The sequence below is a fragment of the Proteus sp. G2626 genome, assembly GCF_009915985.1.
GTDB classification, from domain to species: domain Bacteria; phylum Pseudomonadota; class Gammaproteobacteria; order Enterobacterales; family Enterobacteriaceae; genus Proteus; species Proteus vulgaris.
Genome location: NZ_JAABNH010000013.1, coordinates 127,451 through 148,516 on the forward strand (window position 1 = coordinate 127,451; position 21,066 = coordinate 148,516).

The following is a 21,066-nucleotide window of genomic DNA, read 5'->3' on the forward strand; positions in this document are numbered from 1 at the left end:
ATAGATATGTTTTAACTATTACTTTAACTATTTATTAAAATTTATTATTCATCATCCATGCATATAACTAAACATATAAGTTTCATATCAATAAAAAAACATACTTCATATAAAAAGTTTAAATTAATATCGAAATTAAATGTATAGAAAATGATTATATCAATATATATTACAACCTGTTTTACCTTCTGCCTTGCAAATAATAAAACAAAGTATGATAAAAATCATAATAAAATAATGTACTTTCATTCCTAAAATAGGCAATCAATAGTGATTATCTTTTATAATACAATGATTTTTATTCTTACATTCAAAACGTTGCTCACATTCCTCTTCTCCTCTTTCTCTTACCTTTCTTTTTTTCTGACTTGCTTAGTTGGTGAAAAAAAAAGCAAACAATTGTTTAATTTTGTATTTCACTCCTTTTTAAACCATGCACGGAACATTAACCCAATCAATGATTCACCGATAGTCATAATCATTAGTAAAAATTTAGATATTAGTCAGAATCACTATGAAAAACTTATAAATAATCAGGTCAAATGATTTAATAAATTCCAACACTTGACATCTTTATTGGTATTAGGTATCAATAAATAAAGATTATTGAGAACTTATCTAGGGATGTTTCATGCTGAACGCAATTTTACTATCAAGCCTACTACTACTCGCAACGTTTATGCGCGGTCGGCTTATGGGTAAAAAGTGAAACACACCTGCCCTTAGAGAGAAAACCCGCGCTAGTCGCGGGTTTTTTTATACCTGGGAGAGCGCAAACACTAAATAAAAAGAGAAGGAACAAATTATGAGCAACAACGTGATTATTTTTGATACCACATTGAGAGATGGTGAACAAGCGTTACAAGCAAGCTTAAGTGTGAAAGAAAAATTACAAATTGCTTATGCCTTAGAGCGTTTAGGTGTGGATATCATTGAAGCTGGTTTCCCTGTTTCTTCTCCGGGCGATTTTGAATCGGTGCAAACTATTGCACGTGAAATCAAAAACAGCCGTATTTGTGCATTAGCACGCTGCGTTGATAACGATATTGATGTTGCCGCAGAATCTTTAAAAATCGCAGACGCTTTTCGTATTCATGTTTTTTTGGCAACGTCAGCATTACATGCTGAACATAAATTAAAAAAATCATTTGAAGACATTATTGACATGGGGGTAAGTTCAATAAAGCGAGCCCGTCGTTATACTGATGATGTAGAGTTTTCTTGTGAAGATGCAGGTCGTACTCATATTGATAATTTATGTCGAATCGTTGAAAGCGCAATAAATGCGGGTGCAACCACAATTAATATCCCAGATACGGTGGGATATACGACACCTTATCAATTCGGTGGCATTATCACGAATTTGTTTGAGCGTGTACCCAATATTGATAAAGCCATTATCTCTGTTCATTGCCATGACGATTTAGGTATGGCGGTTGCTAACTCTATTACCGCAGTACAAGCAGGAGCAAGACAAGTAGAAGGCACGATTAATGGTTTAGGCGAACGCGCGGGCAACTGTGCATTAGAAGAAGTTATTATGGCGATAAAGGTGCGTGAACAGATGATGAATGTTCAAACACGCATTAATCACAAAGAAATTTATCGAACCAGCCAATTAGTAAGCCAATTATGTAATACACCCATTCATGCGAATAAATCAGTTGTTGGCTCCAATGCATTCGCACATTCCTCTGGTATTCACCAAGATGGTGTACTGAAAAACCGCGAAACCTACGAAATTATGACTCCGGAATCTATCGGATTAAAAGAAGTACAATTGAATTTAACTTCGCGTTCTGGCCGAGCGGCTGTCAAACATCGTATGGAGGAAATGGGATATCGCGAACAAGATTATAACTTGGATAATTTATATGCGGCCTTTTTACGTTTGGCCGATAAAAAAGGCCAAGTCTTTGATTATGATTTAGAAGCGCTAGCGTTTATTGGTCAGCAACAACAAGAACCTGATGAGTTTGTTATGAACTATTTTAATACACAGTCAGGCTCATCAACCGTTGCCACCGCAAGCGTTAGTATTACTCATGGCAATAAAGAAATTACCGAAGCGGCAACAGGTAACGGCCCCGTAGATGCCGTATATCAAGCAATATCCCGAGCAACAGGTTACCCATTAAAGTTAGTGACTTACCAATTAACGGCTAAGGGTGAAGGTCGAGATGCTTTAGGACAAGTTGATATTGTCGTTGAATATCAAGGACGTAAATTTCATGGGATGGGCTTAGAAACGGACATTGTCGGCTCATCCGCCAACGCCATGATCCACGTTATCAATAGCATTTGGCGCTCAGAGCAAGTCGAAATAGAAAAACGCAAACAACATACAACACAAGAAGCGGTTTAATTATGTCAAAAAATTATCATATTGCAGTATTACCCGGAGATGGTATTGGCCCTGAAGTCATGGCCCAAGCACAAAAAGTAATGATGGCGGTAAGTGAACGTTTCTCACTTAATATCACCACAAAAGAATACGATATCGGTGGTATTGCCATCGATAATCATGGCACCCCCTTACCAACAAATACCTTAGCCGGTTGCGAGCAAGCCGATGCTATTTTATTTGGCTCTGTCGGTGGCCCTAAATGGGAGCATTTGCCCGCAAATGAGCAACCTGAACGTGGCGCGCTATTACCTTTGCGTAAACATTTTAAATTGTTCTGTAATTTACGCCCAGCTCGTTTATATGAAGGTTTAGAAGCTTATTGCCCATTACGTGCTGACATTGCACAACGTGGCTTCGATATTTTATGTGTTCGCGAATTAACTGGCGGTATCTATTTTGGTCAACCTAAAGGCCGTGAAGGTGAAGGTGCTCAAGAGCGCGCTTTTGATACTGAAGTTTATCATCGTTATGAAATCGAACGTATTGCCCGTTTTGCGTTTGAATCAGCGCGTAAACGTCGCCATAAAGTGACCTCAATTGATAAAGCGAACGTTTTACAAAGCTCTATTTTATGGCGTGAGGTCGTAACAGGCATTGCCAAAGAATACCCAGATGTTGAAATTCAGCATATGTATATCGATAACGCAACAATGCAGTTAATTAAAGATCCCTCTCAGTTTGATGTATTACTGTGCTCCAATATTTTTGGCGATATTTTATCTGATGAATGCGCCATGATCACCGGTTCAATGGGGATGTTGCCATCCGCAAGCGTTAATGAAAAACGCTTTGGCTTATATGAGCCAGCCGGTGGTTCAGCACCAGATATTGCAGGTAAAAATATTGCTAATCCTATTGCACAAATTTTGTCTGCTGCGTTATTACTGCGTTACAGCTTTAATGAAGACAAAGCGGCCCAAGCCATTGAAGATGCTATCACTCAAGTATTAGCAGAAGGCCATCGTACCGCAGACTTAGCTGGAGATGGTAACGCAATCACAACCGCCGAGATGGGTGATCGTATCGCACAATATATTCGTGAAGGGGCATAATATGGGTAAAACATTATATCAAAAAATCTATGATGCACATGTTGTCAGAGAAGTGAGTGATGAAACACCCATTTTATATATCGATCGACATTTAGTGCATGAAGTGACATCACCTCAAGCCTTTGATGGATTAAGAACAAAAGGTCGCCCTGTTCGTCAACCTAATAAAACCTTTGCAACGATGGATCACAACGTATCAACACAAACAAAAGATATTAACGCTTGTGGTGATATGGCTAGGATCCAAATGCAAGAGTTGATGAAAAACTGCCAAGAATTCGGTGTCACACTGTATGACTTAAACCATCCTTATCAAGGAATAGTCCACGTGATGGGCCCAGAACAAGGCTTGACCTTGCCGGGAATGACGATTGTTTGTGGTGATTCACATACCGCAACACATGGTGCTTTTGGATCATTAGCTTTTGGGATCGGTACTTCAGAAGTTGAACATGTTTTAGCAACTCAGACCTTAAAACAATCTCGCGCCAAAACATTAAAAATTGAAGTTCAAGGCAAGACCGCCATTGGGATCACTGCAAAAGATATCGTTTTAGCCATTATTGGTAAATTAGGTAGTGCAGGTGGTACAGGTTATATCGTTGAATTTGCAGGCGAAGCAATTGAGGCATTAAGCATGGAAGGTCGAATGACCTTATGCAATATGGCCATTGAAATGGGAGCAAAAGCAGGATTAGTCGCACCTGATGACACGACATTTGCGTATTTAAAAGATCGCCAATTTGCTCCTAAAGGTCAATCATGGGATGAGGCTGTCGCTTATTGGAAAACCTTAAAATCTGATGACGATGCAACCTTCGATGCTACTGTTACCATTAATGCTGCTGACATTGCGCCACAAGTCACCTGGGGCACTAACCCGGGGCAAGTTATTGCTATTGACCAAATTGTTCCCTTATTAAACAGCTTTAATGATCCTGTTGAACGAGCTTCGGCTGAAAAAGCTTTGGCTTATATGGGATTAAGTGAAGGCATCAATTTAACAGACGTTGCTATTGATAAAGTCTTTATTGGCTCTTGCACCAATTCCCGCATTGAAGATTTACGTGCGGCAGCTGAAATTGCGAAAGGCCATAAAGTTGCCTCTCATGTTCAAGCGATTGTTGTTCCTGGCTCAGGACCTGTTAAAGCACAAGCTGAAGCAGAAGGCTTAGATAAAATCTTTATTGAAGCGGGTTTCGAATGGCGCTTACCGGGTTGTTCAATGTGTTTAGCCATGAATAACGATAGATTAAATCCAGGCGAGCGTTGTGCATCCACCAGCAACCGTAACTTTGAAGGTCGCCAAGGTCGTGGAGGCAGAACGCATTTAGTTAGCCCAGCCATGGCAGCAGCTGCGGCCATTAATGGTCATTTTGCAGATATTCGTACATTTGCAGTGGCATCTTAAAGGAGAGCATGATGAATAAATTTACTCAACATACAGGTATTGCGGTTCCTTTAGATGCTGCAAATGTGGATACCGATGCCATTATTCCTAAGCAATTTTTGCAAAAAGTCACCCGTACTGGCTTTGGTAAACATCTATTTCACGATTGGCGTTTTTTGGATGACGAAGGTACACAGCCTAATCCAGCTTTTATTTTGAATCAGCCTATTTACCAAGGTGCTTCTATTTTATTAGCACGAGAAAATTTTGGTTGTGGCTCATCACGTGAACATGCTCCTTGGGCATTAACAGATTATGGTTTTCACGCTGTTATCGCTCCGAGTTTTGCTGATATCTTTTATGGTAATTCATTTAATAACCAACTATTGCCAATCAAATTAAGTGATGATGAAGTCTCACAATTATTTGATTGGGTAAAAGAACATGCCGGTATTCCAATTACCGTAGATCTCGTCGCACAAGAGGTCAGAGCGGGTGAATTATGTTTCTCTTTTGAAATTGATTCATTTCGCCGTCATTGCATGATTGAAGGATTGGACAGTATTGGATTAACACTGCAACACCAAGATGACATTAGCGTTTATGAGGCAAAACAACCTGCCTTTATGCGCTAATAAGGGCAATTTTTCACCTTCTTCTACTTTCTGTGATGTTTACTTTGTTATTCTTGCCGTAAATTCATTTACGGCTTTTTTTACCAAATAAAAAAGCCAGCGATCAATTATCACTGGCCGGCAATCACCGAATGCTCAAATGGGGAGTCTGTCAGTATTCATAATTTGTGATAACTAACATAAGAGCTAACTTTAAACACAAACATTATCGGTCTAATATAAGGAAATTAAAATTGATCACTTTATTAAGGGATTTCCTCTTTTATGACCACCCCCCGCTTAGAGTTGCAATTTATTCGCCTATGGCAAGCCTTTCAGGGAAAGACATCTGAAACTACCTTACAAGAATTAGCACAAACGCTACATTGTACGCGTCGTCATGTCCGTTCTTTATTAAATAAAATGCAAGAAATAGGCTGGATAAATTGGCAAGCAGAAGTAGGTAGAGGCAAAAAATCCACACTGAGTTTTCAATCTAATGCACAAGAAATTCAACAAAATCGTGCTGAGCGTTTAATAGAAGAGAACGATATTGAAAAGCTTGTTGCACTGATGGGTGATAAAGACTCTGTACGCCAAATGGTACTCTCACAAATTGAAAAAAGCTTTCACCCCGGTCAACAATTACTGCGCATTATTTACTATCGCCCTTTTAGGAATTTATTACCTGGAACACCATTAAGACGTTCTGAATTACATTTAATGAGTCAAATATTCAACTCATTAGTCCATCTAAAAGAGGAAAATGGGGAAGTCGAAGCTGAATTAGCTCATCATTGGCAGATGATCACAGAGCAACATTGGCGATTTTATTTACGCCCTTCTATTTATTTCCATCATGGTCGCGAGCTCACACTTGAAGATATCAGCTCTTCTTTAATGCGCATGAAACACTGCAACCCACTTTATGCACATATAGAACGTATTTCCTCGCCCCAACCTTATGTGCTTGATATTTTCTTAAACGAAGCCGACAAACAATTTGCAACGCTATTAGGAAGTCCACAAGCGGTTATTTTGCCAAAGGAATGGGCATCACTTCCGACCTTTGCACAGCACCCAATAGGAACTGGTGCTTATCAAGTCATGGCTAATGATCAACATAAACTGCAAATCAAAGCCTTTAATCGCTATTTTGGCTTGCGTGCATTATTAGATGAAATTGATATATGGGTTGTACCTGAACTAAATAAAAAAATGGTCTGTTCAACCATTCATTTAACAGATGATGATACCAACAAAGATCCCCTAGAAAGCCGTAAAGAAGAAGGATGTTATTTTTTACTTTACGACAGTCGCTCAGCGCAATGTCAACAAACAGAAATAAGAGCTTGGTTAAGTAGCGTACTAACCCCGGTTAATATGCTGACGCATTGCGATCCGTTCTATCAACGCCATTGGTCTCCTGCTTATGGATTATTACTTCATTGGCATCACAGTAAATTAATCCGCCAACATCCTAAACCAACTTCATTAACCAAACTGACTGTCACTCTTTATAAAGAGCATCATGAATACAGTACTATTGCAGATTTAATAGAAAGTATTTTATCTCAATATGATATTGAACTTACTATTCAAGTCCTCGATTACGAACAGTGGTATTATGGTGAAGCAGAAAGTGATATCTGGTTAGCGACAGTAAATTTCTATAAACCCTTAGCGTTTTCTATTTTTGCAACCCTCTATGAATTACCCCTTTTTCATCAATGTTTAGGGCGTTCGTTTACACAAGACCTCTCTTTATGGCATCAAAAAGCACTACCGCTAGAAGCGTGGTGTCGTCAACTGACACACGATATTTGGCTTTATCCTTTATTTCATCATTTACTTGAGCTACAAGGGCAAAGAACCATACGTGGTGTCAAAATGAATACTTTTGGTTGGTTTGATTTCAAATCGGCATGGTTTACACCTGATACTGATACTGATACTGATACTGATACTGATACTGATACGCCAAAGTTAACATAAGCTACCGACCTCTTACGATAATTCAATGAGTCATTATTTGTGTTAATTCACAGAAATCTTGAAAGTTATAAACACCCACACAAATGCTTAGGGGATTTATTCACTTTTTCTGTGGATATCTATGTGAAAAAGGGTGAGATAATCAGGGTATAGTTTTTATATTGTTAAAAAGGTTGTTGATATAAATTTTAAAATATCACTTATAATTCAAATTAGTAGCTAGTTTTTAATGCCTATTTCTACGATTGGATAAAACAATTAAAAGCCCCTCTCGCTTAAATCGTACAAAAAACAACCACAGAATGTTTTATCCACAGGTTATGCCGATTAGTTAGGCAAAATGGGATAATTTTGGCAAATATCTGCAAAAGTCAAGGCTGTAAATCAGAACAGTGATCTCACTTTCTGTGAGTTATCCCATAAAGCTGTGGATAACCTAGTGTAAAAGCCTGTTTATGATTTCAGGATAACCGTGCACAACTTGAAATTATAAATTTCAATGCGAGAATTAACCCAAAAAAATGATGATATATCATGCTATTATGATTTAAATAAAATAAAGCTAAATACGTTACCAACAACCTGTTTTTTCTGTCTATTATTTATACAAGAAGATAATAACTATGTTTACGCCACCTGTAGCACCTGAAAATGAGCACGTTTTATTTGAACGAGCAAAAGCACTTGCAGGTTACACTTTTGGTGAACTTGCAGCTTTTGCACAATTGCCTATCCCAATTGATCTTAAAAGAGATAAAGGCTGGGTAGGCATGTTGTTGGAGTATTATTTAGGTGCAAGTGCAGGTAGCAAACCTGAGCAAGACTTCAGTGAATTGGGTATTGAACTTAAAACAATTCCAATTGATAGATTCGGTATGCCTTTAGAAACCACCTTTGTGTGTGTTGCCGCATTAACCGGAAACAGTGGTATTACATGGGAAAATAGCCATGTAAAACATAAACTCTCTAAAGTATTATGGGTGCCTGTTGAAGGTGAAAGAGAGATCCCATTAGCACAACGTCGCGTTGCCTCTCCACTACTCTGGAGTCCCAATCATCTAGAAGAAGAATTATTACGCCATGATTGGGAAGAATTAATGGATATGATTGTACTGGGCAAAGTAGAAAGTATTACGGCACGTCATGGACAGGTGTTACAAATTCGCCCCAAAGCCGCAAACAGTAAAGCCTTAACCGAGGCTATCGGTGAAAATGGGCAACGCATCATGACATTACCTAGAGGATTTTATTTGAAAAAGAATTTTACAGCCCCGTTGCTTGCCCGTTATTTTCAGCTTTGATTTCGTTATAAATCACCCACAAAAAATACCCTGTGTCATTATCTTAAATAACACAGGGTATTAACAAGTCACACTCTATTTTAGTGATTAACGATAAACAATACCGCCATCAGTTAAAATCGCTTGGCCTGTAATATAGTCAGAATCATCACTCGATAAGAAAGCAACGAGGGCTGCAACATCATCAGGAGTTTGAGCGCGCCCTAATGCAATACCTTCAACATACTTCTTATAGGTTTCGCCTTTTGGTGCTCCGGTTATCTCGGCAAAGCGCTCATCAATTTCAACCCACATATCTGTGCCCACGATACCTGGGCAGTAAGCATTTACAGTAATGCCAGCGCTGGCATACTCTTTTGCTGCAGCTTGTGTAAGCGCACGCACAGCAAATTTAGTTGCTGAATAAACACCTAACATTGCAAAACCATCATGCCCGGCAATAGAAGATGCATTAATAATTTTACCTTTATGGCCTAATGCTTTAAATTTCTCCGATGCTGCTTGGATCCCCCACATAGTACCATTTACGTTAATTTTGAAGATCCTATCCATATCTTCGGGTGTTACGTCAGCCAGAGGTTTAACTTGTGCAATACCGGCGTTATTGATCATCACATCAAAACCACCTAACGTCTTTTCAGCATGTTCAACAGCAGCAAAAACCTCATCACGATGGCTAATATCAGCAGCAAAAATTGTTGTTTTACGTCCTAGTGCTTCAATTTCTTTTGCCACATCTGCTAGCTTATCTGCCTTCAAGTCAACCAGAGCAATATCAGCACCTTCTTTTGCTAAACGCAATGCAATGCCACGGCCAATTCCCTGAGCAGCGCCTGTAACCAAAATTACTTTACCATTCAAAGCCATTGTCTTTCTCCTGAATATTCACAGATGAAAAAGCTCTTCTAAAAAAAGAACTTTGTTAATAGATTAACAGTAGCAATTAAACAGGCGAGTGACAAAATAACGATCATTCACTAGTAAACGCAATAATAGTGATTAAACACTCTATAAATAATTATCATTTAGAATAAGCGCTCAATAAAAGATAAAATAAACACTAAAAAAAGCAGAAAAGACATTTGAGCAGTAGATTAATTTATTAGCAAAAAATGCTTAACTCATTAATTCATAGAGTAAAAAATAAAAAAGCGATACCTAAAAAGATATCGCTTTACTTCTAATTTCTAAGATTAACAGAAATTATTTTTTTGCTGCTTGCAGATATAACATATCAAGCGCAATCGTCGCCCCTGCAAGTGCTGTAATATCAGATTGATCATAAGCAGGAGAAACTTCAACTAAATCCATACCGACGATATTTAACGGTTGTAATGCACGTAAGATCTTCAGGGCTTTATCGGTTGTTAAGCCACCGACAACGGGTGTACCCGTTCCTGGCGCAAATGCAGGATCAAGACAATCAATATCAAAAGTCAGGTAAACAGGTAAATCACCAACAATACTTTTGATCTGATCAACAAGATCAGCCACGCCACGATCATTAACTTGTGCTGCATCTAACACGGTAAAACCATTATCACTATCGTGATCAGTGCGAATACCAATTTGAACAGAGTGACTAGGATCAATTAGCCCTTCATTTGGCGCATGAAAAAACATGGTACCATGGTCAAATTTACTGCCATTACCATAAGTATCTGTATGCGCATCAAAATGGACTAATGCCATTTTACCAAAATGTTTAGCATGAGCACGTAATAAAGGTAATGTGACAAAGTGGTCACCACCAAAAGTTAAACATTTTTTTCCGGCTTCTAATAGCTTCTCTGTATGAGCTTGTAGTTTATCGCTCATATCCTGCGCATCACCGAAGTTAAAAACTAAGTCACCACAATCGACTACGCTTAAGCGCTCACGCATATCAAAATCCCAAGGCCAGCGATTTCCTTCCCACGCTAAATTAGTTGAGATTTGGCGGATTGCACCCGGTCCATGGCGAGTTCCCGCACGACCCGATGTTGCCATGTCGAAAGGTACACCCGTAATAACCCAATCTGCATCACTGCTATAAGGCTGAAAATTCAGTGGAAAACGTAAAAAACCAAATGCATTAGAGATCAATGAATTATCTGTCTCATTACCTAACGTACTATTTTTCATGCTATTACCTCTGTCACTTATTTAAAATAAGTAACATACAAATCAATATGATAGATAAAGAGTGATGTTTAATAACATCACTCTTGCATTGGAAAATTAAGAATTACTCTTCTTCTTCCAGATACGTATAACCGTATAAACCACTTTCAAATTCAGTCAGGAATTGTTCTTGCAACGCTTCATCTAACTGCGCATTTTTTACTTGAGTACGGAAACGTTCTAACAACACCGTTGGATTTAACTTAACGTACTGAAGCATATCGGCAACAGTATCACCCTCTTCGCTTTGGACGTAAGTAAGATTACCTTTTTCATCAAGATAAACGTCAACAGCCGCAGTATCACCAAATAAATTATGCATATTGCCTAAAATTTCCTGATAAGCCCCAACCATAAAGAAGCCAATCATAGGCGGGTATTCAGGATCATAGGCTGGCATAGGCATGGTTGTTTCAACACCATCACCATCCACATAATGGTCAATAATACCATCTGAGTCACACGTAATATCGAGTAGCACCGCACGACGATCCAGTGGTTTATCTAACCCTTCAATCGGTAATACAGGAAATAATTGATCAATGCCCCATGCATCAGGTAAAGATTGGAACAATGAGAAGTTAACATAGAACTTATCTGACATACGTTCTTGTAACTCATCGATAATTGGGCGATGAGCACGATTACTTGGATCTAAATCGTATTGAATACGACGACAAATATTTAGATATAACTCTTCTGCCCATGCACGCTCTGTCAGACTTAACATGCCATGAACATATTGAGTATGCACATCGTGTAAATCTAATTGACTATCATGTAACCATTCACGTAATGAACGGCTATGCCCTTTGGTTTGCATCTCTTCCCATGTTTCCCAAAGGCTAGAGATAGGTCTTACGGCATCTTCTTCAGGTGGCGTAATCGCGGTAAATTCATTACGTTCAACACCAATAACATTAGAAATTAATACGGTATGATGTGCCGTTAACGCACGACCTGATTCGGTAATAACGGTTGGATGTGGTAAGTCATTTTCATCACACGCATCACCTATCGCCCAAATAACATTATTTGCATATTCATTAAGACCATAGTTAACCGAGCAATCAGATTGTGAACGAGTCCCTTCATAGTCCACACCTAAACCGCCACCCACATCAAAATACTGAATATTCACACCCAATTTATGCAGTTCAACATAAAAACGTGCAGATTCACGCACTCCGGTTGCAATATCACGGATATTCGCCATCTGTGAACCTAAATGGAAATGCAGTAATTGCAGACTCTCTAGGCGATCAGATTGACGTAACATATCAATTAATTGCAGAACTTGTGTCGCAGCTAAACCAAATTTTGATTTTTCACCACCACTTGCCTGCCATTTACCGGATCCTTGAGAGGCAAGACGAGCGCGAACCCCTAAACGAGGAATAACGTCTAAACGTTCAGCTTCTTCAAGTACCATTTTTATCTCAGACATTTTTTCAATCACTAAGAAAACTTTATGTCCAAGTTTTTCGCCTGTAAGTGCTAAACGAATATACTCACGATCTTTATAACCATTACACACAATCACAGAGCTTGTCATATTGGCATGAGCAAGCACGGCCATTAATTCGGCTTTAGAACCAGCCTCTAAACCTAAAGGCTCTCCAGCATTGACTAATGACTCAATAACACGACGTTGTTGGTTAACTTTAATTGGGTAAACTAAAAAGTAGTCACCTTTATAACCATAAGATTCACGTGCACGATGAAACGCCGCATTAATCGAACGTAAGCGATGCTGTAAAATTTGAGGAAAGCAAAAAAGTGCAGGTAAGCGCAGATTGGATTGCTCTTCTTGAACCCGTTTAACCAATTCAGTTAAATCAAAAGTGGCATCAGGAACATCAGGATTAGGGCAAACGCTAATATTTCCCCGATTATTCGCTAAATAGTAACCGCCACCCCAATATGCAATATTATAGGTCTGCTGCATCTTACGAGCGATGTTATCATTCATGACATTCTCCTTAGGGAGTATGAGTTTATACCTTGCCTGTCACTATAGTAGTCAATAATTTATTGAAAATCTGAAACGACTGATAAATAACAGTTGGAAGTAATGACTCACTATATTTTTATATGATTATCCAGCTATTCGCAGGACATAATAGTAGAAAGTTCTTGAGTTAACTTATAACGAGTTAACACAATCACCTATTGGCAAGTAACAGACAACTTCGCTCTAAAGAGAAAGAGCTCAAAGAGGAAATCACTCTAGATATACTACGTGTATAGTATTGGCGAGTACTGTTTTGGTTTTTGAAAAGATTAACCTGTAGACAATGGATCATTACCCATTCACTCCACACATGACTTAAACCTATAAGCCATTTCCCTAACAGAGAAACAGAATTCGAAATTCTGCGGTTTACACTGTGTTCAGATTTCACAGTAACCGCGAGTTTATACCTGTAGTTAACTTAAAATGCAAAAGCAAAATGCACAAAAACCTTTTTTTTCTTATTTCTAATTTTTCATCATCAGAAAATAGCGCGTAATAAAAAATAAGATTGACTGTTTGATTCTGCTTTATCCCTATATTTGATTAAAAAAAGCTGGAATTAAAGAGAGAAGAGTCATAAAATGGACGTCTAGATGTTAAAACATCCATCCTTAAACCGTTTGTATTAAGGTAACGAGATATAATGACTACACACCTATTTACTTCTGAATCAGTCTCAGAAGGTCATCCAGATAAAATTGCAGATCAGATTTCTGATGCTGTTTTGGATGCTATTTTAGAACAAGATCCAAAAGCACGCGTTGCCTGTGAAACTTACGTCAAAACAGGCATGGTCATGGTAGGCGGAGAAATTACCACCAAAGCTTGGGTCGATATCGAAGAAATTACACGTAATACCGTTCGTGAAATCGGTTATACCAGTTCCGATATGGGCTTTGATGCTAATTCCTGCGCAGTTATCAGTGCGATTGGTAAACAATCACCAGACATCAACCAAGGTGTTGACCGAGCAGATCCTTTAGAACAAGGCGCCGGTGACCAAGGTTTAATGTTTGGTTACGCAACGAATGAAACTGACGTATTAATGCCTGCACCAATTACTTATGCTCACCGCTTAGTTCAGCGCCAAGCACAAGTTCGTAAAAGTGGCACTTTACCTTGGTTACGTCCTGATGCGAAAAGCCAAATTACCTTCCAATATGACAACGATAAAGTTGTCGGTATTGATGCCGTGGTATTATCAACTCAGCATTCTGAAGATATTTCACAAAAAGACCTGCATGAAGCGGTGATGGAAGAGATCATTAAACCGGTTCTTCCAACAGAATGGTTAAATGAACAAACTAAATACTTCATCAACCCAACGGGTCGTTTTGTTATCGGTGGTCCAATGGGCGACTGTGGTTTAACGGGACGTAAAATCATTGTTGATACATACGGTGGTATGGCACGTCATGGTGGTGGTGCTTTCTCTGGTAAAGATCCATCAAAAGTAGACCGTTCTGCCGCATATGCCGCTCGTTATGTTGCTAAAAATATCGTGGCTGCTGGTTTAGCAGATCGTTGTGAAATCCAAGTTTCTTACGCGATCGGGGTAGCAGAGCCAACCTCAATTATGGTAGAAACCTTTGGTACAGAAAAAGTGCCAACATCACAACTGATCTTGTTAGTGCGTGAATTCTTTGACTTACGTCCTTATGGATTAATTCAAATGTTAGATTTACTGCATCCTATCTACCAAAAAACAGCCGCTTATGGCCACTTTGGACGTGCTGAATTCCCGTGGGAAGCAACAGATAAAGCAGAAATCTTACGTGAAGCAGCAGGTTTAAAATAAATCTCTATCCATAATATCACGCTATTGATTGTTTGATAAAACCACCTCTTTTTAGAAGTGGTTTTTTTATTACTCTTTGTTTTATGTCTAACTCCATAAAAAAGCCCCGTAATCAATACGGGGATCTCAAAAGGAGAAAACAAGAACATAGAGTTATGACGAAATTATTTCTGCTACAGGTTAATTAGGATAATTAATCCACTCACCACCATTTAACTTGATATAAGACAGACCTTGATAATCAACCACAACAGTAGCTTGATTTTCTGCGACATTGGCTGTTTGCGGTAATTCACTCGCTAATCCATTCCAATCAATAGCGGATTGATTAAAAACATCACCATTCACATTACGAGAAATAAATTCAGATAAGGCCAAATAGCTACTTGGCTCTTCAATAATCACTGGTGGATAAAATTGTGCTCTATCTTTGATCCCGGTAAACCGAATACCGACGGGTACTGTAGTAATACTTTGACTAGGAATGTCCCTTAAACCTGACATTTGTGTTTTATCACCTTGTAAAGCGGCGCCATGCTCCGGCACAATGACGACCATCACTTTTCTTTCTTTTTTATCTAACTCATTCATAAAGTTATCTAAATCATCTAATAAAGTGCTGGCGCGTTTACCATAATCAGCCGTATTATTTTCCCCCACAAAACGATTACCATCATGTAATGACACTAAATTCACAAACGTCACACTACGACTCTCATTCGATTGTTCACGGCCTTGCAACCAACGCATCAATGTCTCTTTATCGTTATAAATTTTAGTACCATCAAAAGCCGTTATTTGATGAGAAAGATTTTCTTGATCTTGCAAAGTGACATTAAGATTACCGAGTTGCTGAATTTCTTTGAGGTAGTTACCAAACTTTCCGTTATGATCCAATACTAATTTCTTCGCAAAACCGAGTGAAGATAAATTATCCATTAACAAACACTGTGTATCAGCCGGATCGTATAAGTCAGAATGGTGAGCCTGCCCACAACTTGATCGTAATAATCGTAATGATGCAGGGCCACTATAAGATGAAACCGTATTAAAGTGACTAAATAGCACATCAAAATTACCCCAAATAGGGTGCTCTTGTAAGCCAACGGCGGCGGCATCCGCAGTCGAAAGCGAACAAATATTAATAATCAAAATATCGAATGGTTGGGCATTGGTAGACAACTGTGTAGGAAAAGGTGTTATGCGTTTTTTCTCATAGCTATAAAATTGTGTTAACCAATCATCCAATACCTTATTATTGACCTTCTGTTTTTGGGGCGGATAAATGGTTCCTACTGATGCTATGTCTACAGTGTTTTCAGGAACAGCAGTTGGCTCGACTGATTCAGGCAAGACTTCAGTGACATTTGCTAATGCAGTCATTTTTTCAGGATTAATATCATTTTCTTGGGTAAAACTATTTGCTGAAACGGCAGGCACCATACCTTGTGAAAAATGGGTGAATCCTCCAATATTTAACCACAGCACTCCCGCAATGACAAAAACAGAAACCCTTATCCACTGTTCAATAAAAAGGTAGGCTACCAGCAAAATAAAGGCGACACCTATCATTTTGATATTAATAAAATTAACCGCTAATTCAACAAGATAATCAAACGAAAACTGTTTAAGTTGCCCTCCTTGCGCTAATACCGTTGAAAAACTGGGTAACCAAGTATCATGATAAAATAAAATGATCCCAATAGGGATAGCAATCCAATTACGCATTTTATGCCAAATATTTTTAGGTAATGGAAACAATAAAAATGCGAGAAAAAGTAGATTACTAAAAGCATCAAAATTTAAATAACCATACCAAAGGAAAAAAAACTTTAGTAAAAAATAGAAATTCCATGCTCCCAACCCATGCCAGTAATGTAAAAAATCGAACTGGGTTGAATTAGACTTGTTCATTTTGATTTCCTACTTATTAGTATAAATAAATCCAACTCGACAATTATATGATAACTCACATCTGCCTTTTCATTACCTCTGATATTAAATTAACTACTAAATAAAGATATAATAGAATATTTATTTAACCACTTAGTAAAACCCCTTAAATAAAAATCAATAAAAAATAAAACTAACAGAGGAACACTATTTCTCTGATAAATACAATAATAAAATCCAACTTGTTTAATTCAAATTTAAAAGAAAATACTCAAGCTTCTATTTATATAATAGCTACTATTTTTAAAAACAGCTCATTATTTACATTAAATAATGAAACACAGAGTTATCTTATTTTTTATATTTCGAAACAAAAACAAAATAAACCACATATAAATAACAATTAACAACAAGCTACCAATATAAACAACAATAAAGAAATATATAACTTGATATAAAAACATAAATAATCAACAGGAGATTATCAATTAATGATTATTTTATTAAAAATGATTAAAATCAATATATAATAACTAGAATTTAAATTAAATAATTTAATACATTGTTATAAACAACTAATTTACAATTATTGTTTATCCCCTTACTTTGCAGTAAAGCGCCTTTTCTATTACTTTTAATTATTTTCATAAAAGAAATAAAAATAAAAAAACGAAAAGCAAAACCAACAATTAACTTCACATTCAAAAGATAATAAATATCTATTTTATGTGTTTTTACGTAATTGAAATAATTATTTTTAAAGCATACCCTAAATATGAAAACCTAAAAAAAACCAGCAATAAAAATTAATTAAACACTCTTTTAACGGAAGTTAAAATTCGGAATGAAATTTATTTTTCTTTTATCTGGAGATTATTGATGTGAAAAATGAAATTTTTATTAACTCAAATATAAAAATAGAAAAAAATAATCTAAATAAGGATGTAGATAAATTAAAAAAATTATTTTCATTAAATAACTATCACTATCAGGATATTAATAAAGAAGAGGAAAATAGTGTGCTTGTTTATCGATGGCCATTACTTAATGCATTTCATTACATGACTAAATGAGGCTAACTATGCCACTTATTGTATTAAAAGGAATACGAGGCGGAGTGGGTACAACATCCACGGCAATTACGCTTGCTCGACAATTTAATCAACAAAACAAAGAAGTCCTTATTATTGATAATTGTACTGAAAATATTTTACCTTTTTATTTCCCTGCACAACAAAAAATGCCCCCATTAAGTCAGGCATTATTGGCTCAAACCCCCGTAGAGGAGTGTATTTTTAACTATCAACCACACTATCAAGTTTTACCGTTTGGTTTGGTTAATACGAAGGATAATTTACTCTTGCAGTTATCATTTTCAGCAAAACAGCATTTCAATCATTTTTTATCATCCTTTATTCAACTGCATCCAGACGCCATTATTTTAATGGACTTGCAACATACACAAGATACGTTATTTACCCCTTGGATAGAAAAAGCAGCTATTTTTTTCACCGTTGCAATGGCTGAAAGCAACTGCCATATCCGTCTGAATCAACATGAGTTTGTTAAAAATGAATACATACTCATTAATCAATTTCGTGCAACTAGCCAAATTCACCAAGACTTTTATCAATTTTGGCAAACAACCTCTTTTCCCTTATGTCCTATTGTTCTTCATCGAGATGAGGCGTCAGTAGAAGCATGTGCCTCACGTTTACCTTTATATGATTATCAAGCTAATTGCATGTTAGTGGAAGAAATCACACATCTGACCCAATGGTGTTTCCCATTATTTGAGAGGAAAGAAGGACAGCCATAATGCCATCATCTTTCGATGCCACGAAAAAAAAAGAAAAGAAGGTGCCACAACACATTCTTATTCGATACTACAAGTTCTATCGTCATAACGGTGCCTCTCGTAGCGCTACCATTGTTAGTGAGCTATTTATGGGCATTATGTGGATATTCTTACGAATGGAATCACCTTTTTGGCGAAAAATTGCCAGAAAACAACGTTTGTTATTTCCTCACATCAATCCTCGTTGCCCTAAAGTTTTCGATCCTCTACGCTATTTATTACAAAGCATTTGGCTCATTTGCCACTACCTTGTGCAATTATTAGTGAAAAAACCAACACAATTTATTTCTTATGTCAGAAATCTGTACAAAAAACTCTTTGTCCATGTTTCACCTATCGCTATTGAAATTATTGAGCATAAGAAAAAAAATACATCCATTTGGCAATATCTGCTTTATTCAGCTATTGCTGTTTTGGCTGTTTTCTTTATTTTACTCAGTATTACCCAACCTTTTGATCTCACATTTCAATTTGTTTTTGTGATTGTTCTTTGGTTAGTGGCTTTAGCGCTCCGCGATATTCATGGGCGTTTTGCTTCAATTGCCATGATTATGTTGGCTCTAACGATTGCATGTCGATATATCTGGTGGCGTTATCAATCAACCCTGTACTGGGTTGATAACATTAGTCTTTTTTTCGGTTTACTACTATTACTTGCTGAAACTTACGCATGGTGTGTGCTATTTCTCAGTTTTATGCAATGTATTTGGCCACTGCATCGAAAACCGATTTCTATGCCTGAGGATATTACAAAATGGCAAAGTGTTGATATTTTCATTCCTACCTATAACGAAGATCTACAAATCGTTAAACCTACCATTTATGCCAGTTTAAATTTAGATTGGCCTAAAGATAAACTCACTATTTATCTGCTTGATGATGGTGATCGTCCTGAGTTTAAGGCGTTTGCACAAGAGGTCGGCATTCGTTATATCGCACGAGAAAAACACAATTTTGCCAAGGCAGGTAATATCAATCATGCTTTATCCCTCGCCTCTGGTGAATTTGTCGCCATTTTTGACTGTGACCATATTCCAACACGTTCATTTTTACAATTTACCATGGGATGGTTTTTACAAGATGAAAAAATGGCCTTAGTACAAACACCTCACCATTTTTTCTCCCCCGATCCTTTTGAACGTAATCTAGGTAATTTTCGCGAAACACCTAATGAAGGCACACTCTTTTATGGGTTAGTTCAAGATGGCAATGATACTTGGAATGCTACCTTTTTCTGTGGATCGTGTGCAGTTTTACGTCGTACTGCATTAGATGAAATTGGTGGTATTGCCGTTGAAACAGTCACCGAAGATGCACACACCTCATTACGTTTACACCGTCATGGCTGGCGATCTGCCTATATTCGCATACCACAAGCTGCAGGTCTCGCAACTGAATCATTATCGGCACATATCGGACAACGTATTCGGTGGGCAAAAGGCATGGTACAAATATTCCGCCTTGATAATCCTCTCTTCGGTAAAGGATTAAGCATTCCTCAACGCCTCTGTTATTTAAATGCTATGTTGCATTTTTTCTCGGGCATTCCTCGTATGATTTTCTTACTCGCCCCCCTGACATTTCTTATTTTTCACGCCTATATCATTTATGCGCCTGCTATCGCTATAGCCTTATATGTTGTGCCGTATTTGATCCACATTTCTCTGGCAAGTTCAAAATTACAAGGTGCCTATCGCCACTCATTTTGGGGAGAGATCTATGAAACAATTTTGGCGTGGTACACCACTCGCCCTGTATTAAGCACACTATTTTCCCCGTATAAAGGCAAATTTAACGTCACTGAAAAAGGTGGAATGATGGAAGAAGGTTTTGTGGATTGGAACATTAATCGCCCTTACTTACTCTTTTTCAATTTGAATTTACTGGGAATTTTGTTTGCTTTTTGGCGCATTGCAACAGGCGATCCTGACGAAGCTTGGGCGACTGTCATGTGTTTATTATGGGTTTGCTATAACCTTATCTTGCTAGGTGTTGCTATTGCCGTTTCTGTTGAAACCAAACAACAACGCCGATTTCCTCGAGTTCGAATAAAAGCGCCTGCTATGTTGTTGTTAAACAATGGTGCACTCTACCGCTGCTATCTTTATGATTTTTCAGATAATAGCTGTGCCATTTTATTGCCTGATAACGTCATACTTTCACTTTCTCAAAATGAAAACATCACACTATTGCTCACTCAAAATCAGCGTGAACATGCATTTAAAGCCAATATTTCACGTATTGAAGGGCAAATCATCGGGTTGCAACTCCTTGAGATGACAACGCAAAAAGCGATCGATTTTACCGCCTGTACTTTTGAGCGGGCTGATACTTGGGCTGATTGGCAAAACGAACTTCCAACCGACAAACCGTTAAGTAGCCTCAAAAATATTATTTTTATCAGCATGCAAGGTTATAACACCTTGTTAAAGCGTGCTCCTTACTTTATTTACGCCACTTTTCGCTTACTCGGTCTCTTTTTACTGTGGCTTTCATCATTACTCCCTCAACGCGTTAATGTTTCACAAATATTTCATCAATCTTGAAGGAAAAACTCACTTTTCTGGGAGTTTATTAA

The 21,066-nt window shown here is 37.6% G+C and carries 14 protein-coding genes; 10 read left to right on the forward strand and 4 right to left on the reverse strand.

Annotated elements, in window-relative coordinates; translation table 11 throughout:
• Positions 1-805: 805 nt before the first annotated feature.
• The 6 genes from leuA to mutH all read left to right on the forward strand — a co-directional run bounded on the left by leuA (position 806) and on the right by mutH (position 8,759).
• The gene (gene leuA, locus GWJ05_RS07245) at positions 806-2,365 is read left to right on the forward strand and encodes a 2-isopropylmalate synthase (RefSeq protein ID WP_036934994.1); all 1,560 of its coding nucleotides are present in this window, start codon (positions 806-808) and stop codon (positions 2,363-2,365) included.
• Between the two features lie 2 nt (positions 2,366-2,367).
• Positions 2,368-3,459 carry a 3-isopropylmalate dehydrogenase gene (gene leuB, locus GWJ05_RS07250; protein ID WP_036934995.1) on the forward strand — a complete coding sequence of 364 codons (1,092 nt, stop codon included), beginning with the start codon at positions 2,368-2,370 and terminating at the stop codon, positions 3,457-3,459.
• A gap of 1 nt (position 3,460) precedes the next feature.
• Entirely contained in the window at positions 3,461-4,870 is a 1,410-nt protein-coding gene (leuC, locus tag GWJ05_RS07255; RefSeq protein WP_036934996.1) for a 3-isopropylmalate dehydratase large subunit, read from the forward strand.
• An 8-nt stretch (positions 4,871-4,878) separates the two neighbouring features.
• Complete coding sequence (leuD, locus tag GWJ05_RS07260; RefSeq protein WP_036934997.1) at positions 4,879-5,484, forward strand: 3-isopropylmalate dehydratase small subunit; 606 nt, start codon at positions 4,879-4,881, stop codon at positions 5,482-5,484.
• 264 nt (positions 5,485-5,748) lie between these two features.
• On the forward strand, positions 5,749-7,458 hold the full coding sequence (gene sgrR, locus GWJ05_RS07265) for an HTH-type transcriptional regulator SgrR (protein ID WP_115370719.1): 1,710 nt from the start codon (positions 5,749-5,751) through the stop codon (positions 7,456-7,458).
• 623 nt (positions 7,459-8,081) lie between these two features.
• The gene (mutH, locus tag GWJ05_RS07270; protein WP_103004921.1) at positions 8,082-8,759 is read left to right on the forward strand and encodes a DNA mismatch repair endonuclease MutH; all 678 of its coding nucleotides are present in this window, start codon (positions 8,082-8,084) and stop codon (positions 8,757-8,759) included.
• Between the two features lie 87 nt (positions 8,760-8,846).
• Here mutH and GWJ05_RS07275 read toward each other — a convergent pair whose 3' ends face one another.
• From GWJ05_RS07275 to speA, 3 genes are all read right to left on the reverse strand, one after another.
• A complete protein-coding gene (locus tag GWJ05_RS07275; protein ID WP_087803189.1) occupies positions 8,847-9,626 on the reverse strand; it encodes an acetoin reductase in 780 nt (259 codons plus the stop codon).
• Positions 9,627-9,962: 336 nt separating this feature from the next.
• A complete protein-coding gene (gene speB, locus GWJ05_RS07280) occupies positions 9,963-10,883 on the reverse strand; it encodes an agmatinase (protein WP_087803187.1) in 921 nt (306 codons plus the stop codon).
• A gap of 103 nt (positions 10,884-10,986) precedes the next feature.
• On the reverse strand, positions 10,987-12,894 hold the full coding sequence (gene speA / locus GWJ05_RS07285; RefSeq protein ID WP_103004922.1) for a biosynthetic arginine decarboxylase: 1,908 nt from the start codon (positions 12,892-12,894) through the stop codon (positions 10,987-10,989).
• 688 nt (positions 12,895-13,582) lie between these two features.
• Here speA and metK point away from each other — a divergent pair.
• Positions 13,583-14,737, forward strand: a complete 1,155-nt coding sequence (gene metK, locus GWJ05_RS07290) for a methionine adenosyltransferase (protein ID WP_036935002.1) — start codon at positions 13,583-13,585, stop codon at positions 14,735-14,737.
• Between the two features lie 180 nt (positions 14,738-14,917).
• Here metK and bcsG read toward each other — a convergent pair whose 3' ends face one another.
• The gene (gene bcsG, locus GWJ05_RS07295) at positions 14,918-16,651 is read right to left on the reverse strand and encodes a cellulose biosynthesis protein BcsG (RefSeq protein WP_087803185.1); all 1,734 of its coding nucleotides are present in this window, start codon (positions 16,649-16,651) and stop codon (positions 14,918-14,920) included.
• 860 nt (positions 16,652-17,511) lie between these two features.
• Here bcsG and bcsR point away from each other — a divergent pair.
• Genes bcsR through bcsA form a run of 3 tightly spaced genes read left to right on the forward strand, consistent with a single transcriptional unit; the run spans position 17,512 to position 21,034 of the window.
• The gene (bcsR, locus tag GWJ05_RS07300; protein WP_036935006.1) at positions 17,512-17,703 is read left to right on the forward strand and encodes a cellulose biosynthesis protein BcsR; all 192 of its coding nucleotides are present in this window, start codon (positions 17,512-17,514) and stop codon (positions 17,701-17,703) included.
• An 8-nt stretch (positions 17,704-17,711) separates the two neighbouring features.
• Positions 17,712-18,449 (forward strand): cellulose synthase operon protein YhjQ/BcsQ, encoded by a 738-nt coding sequence (locus tag GWJ05_RS07305; RefSeq protein WP_036935008.1) that lies wholly within the window; start codon positions 17,712-17,714, stop codon positions 18,447-18,449.
• On the forward strand, positions 18,449-21,034 hold the full coding sequence (bcsA, locus tag GWJ05_RS07310) for a UDP-forming cellulose synthase catalytic subunit (protein ID WP_052038459.1): 2,586 nt from the start codon (positions 18,449-18,451) through the stop codon (positions 21,032-21,034). Before GWJ05_RS07305 ends, bcsA begins: the two co-directional genes overlap by 1 nt.
• Positions 21,035-21,066 lie beyond the last annotated feature (32 nt).

Coding starts and splice junctions, on each gene's coding strand:
- mutH (WP_103004921.1), top strand. CDS start 8,082: ATGTTTACGCCACCTGTAGCACCTGAAAATGAGCACGTTTTATTTGAA.
- speB (WP_087803187.1), bottom strand. CDS start 10,883: ATGAAAAATAGTACGTTAGGTAATGAGACAGATAATTCATTGATCTCT.
- leuC (WP_036934996.1), top strand. CDS start 3,461: ATGGGTAAAACATTATATCAAAAAATCTATGATGCACATGTTGTCAGA.
- leuB (WP_036934995.1), top strand. CDS start 2,368: ATGTCAAAAAATTATCATATTGCAGTATTACCCGGAGATGGTATTGGC.
- GWJ05_RS07305 (WP_036935008.1), top strand. CDS start 17,712: ATGCCACTTATTGTATTAAAAGGAATACGAGGCGGAGTGGGTACAACA.
- leuD (WP_036934997.1), top strand. CDS start 4,879: ATGATGAATAAATTTACTCAACATACAGGTATTGCGGTTCCTTTAGAT.
- sgrR (WP_115370719.1), top strand. CDS start 5,749: ATGACCACCCCCCGCTTAGAGTTGCAATTTATTCGCCTATGGCAAGCC.
- GWJ05_RS07275 (WP_087803189.1), bottom strand. CDS start 9,626: ATGGCTTTGAATGGTAAAGTAATTTTGGTTACAGGCGCTGCTCAGGGA.
- metK (WP_036935002.1), top strand. CDS start 13,583: ATGACTACACACCTATTTACTTCTGAATCAGTCTCAGAAGGTCATCCA.
- speA (WP_103004922.1), bottom strand. CDS start 12,894: ATGAATGATAACATCGCTCGTAAGATGCAGCAGACCTATAATATTGCA.
- bcsA (WP_052038459.1), top strand. CDS start 18,449: ATGCCATCATCTTTCGATGCCACGAAAAAAAAAGAAAAGAAGGTGCCA.
- bcsG (WP_087803185.1), bottom strand. CDS start 16,651: ATGAACAAGTCTAATTCAACCCAGTTCGATTTTTTACATTACTGGCAT.
- leuA (WP_036934994.1), top strand. CDS start 806: ATGAGCAACAACGTGATTATTTTTGATACCACATTGAGAGATGGTGAA.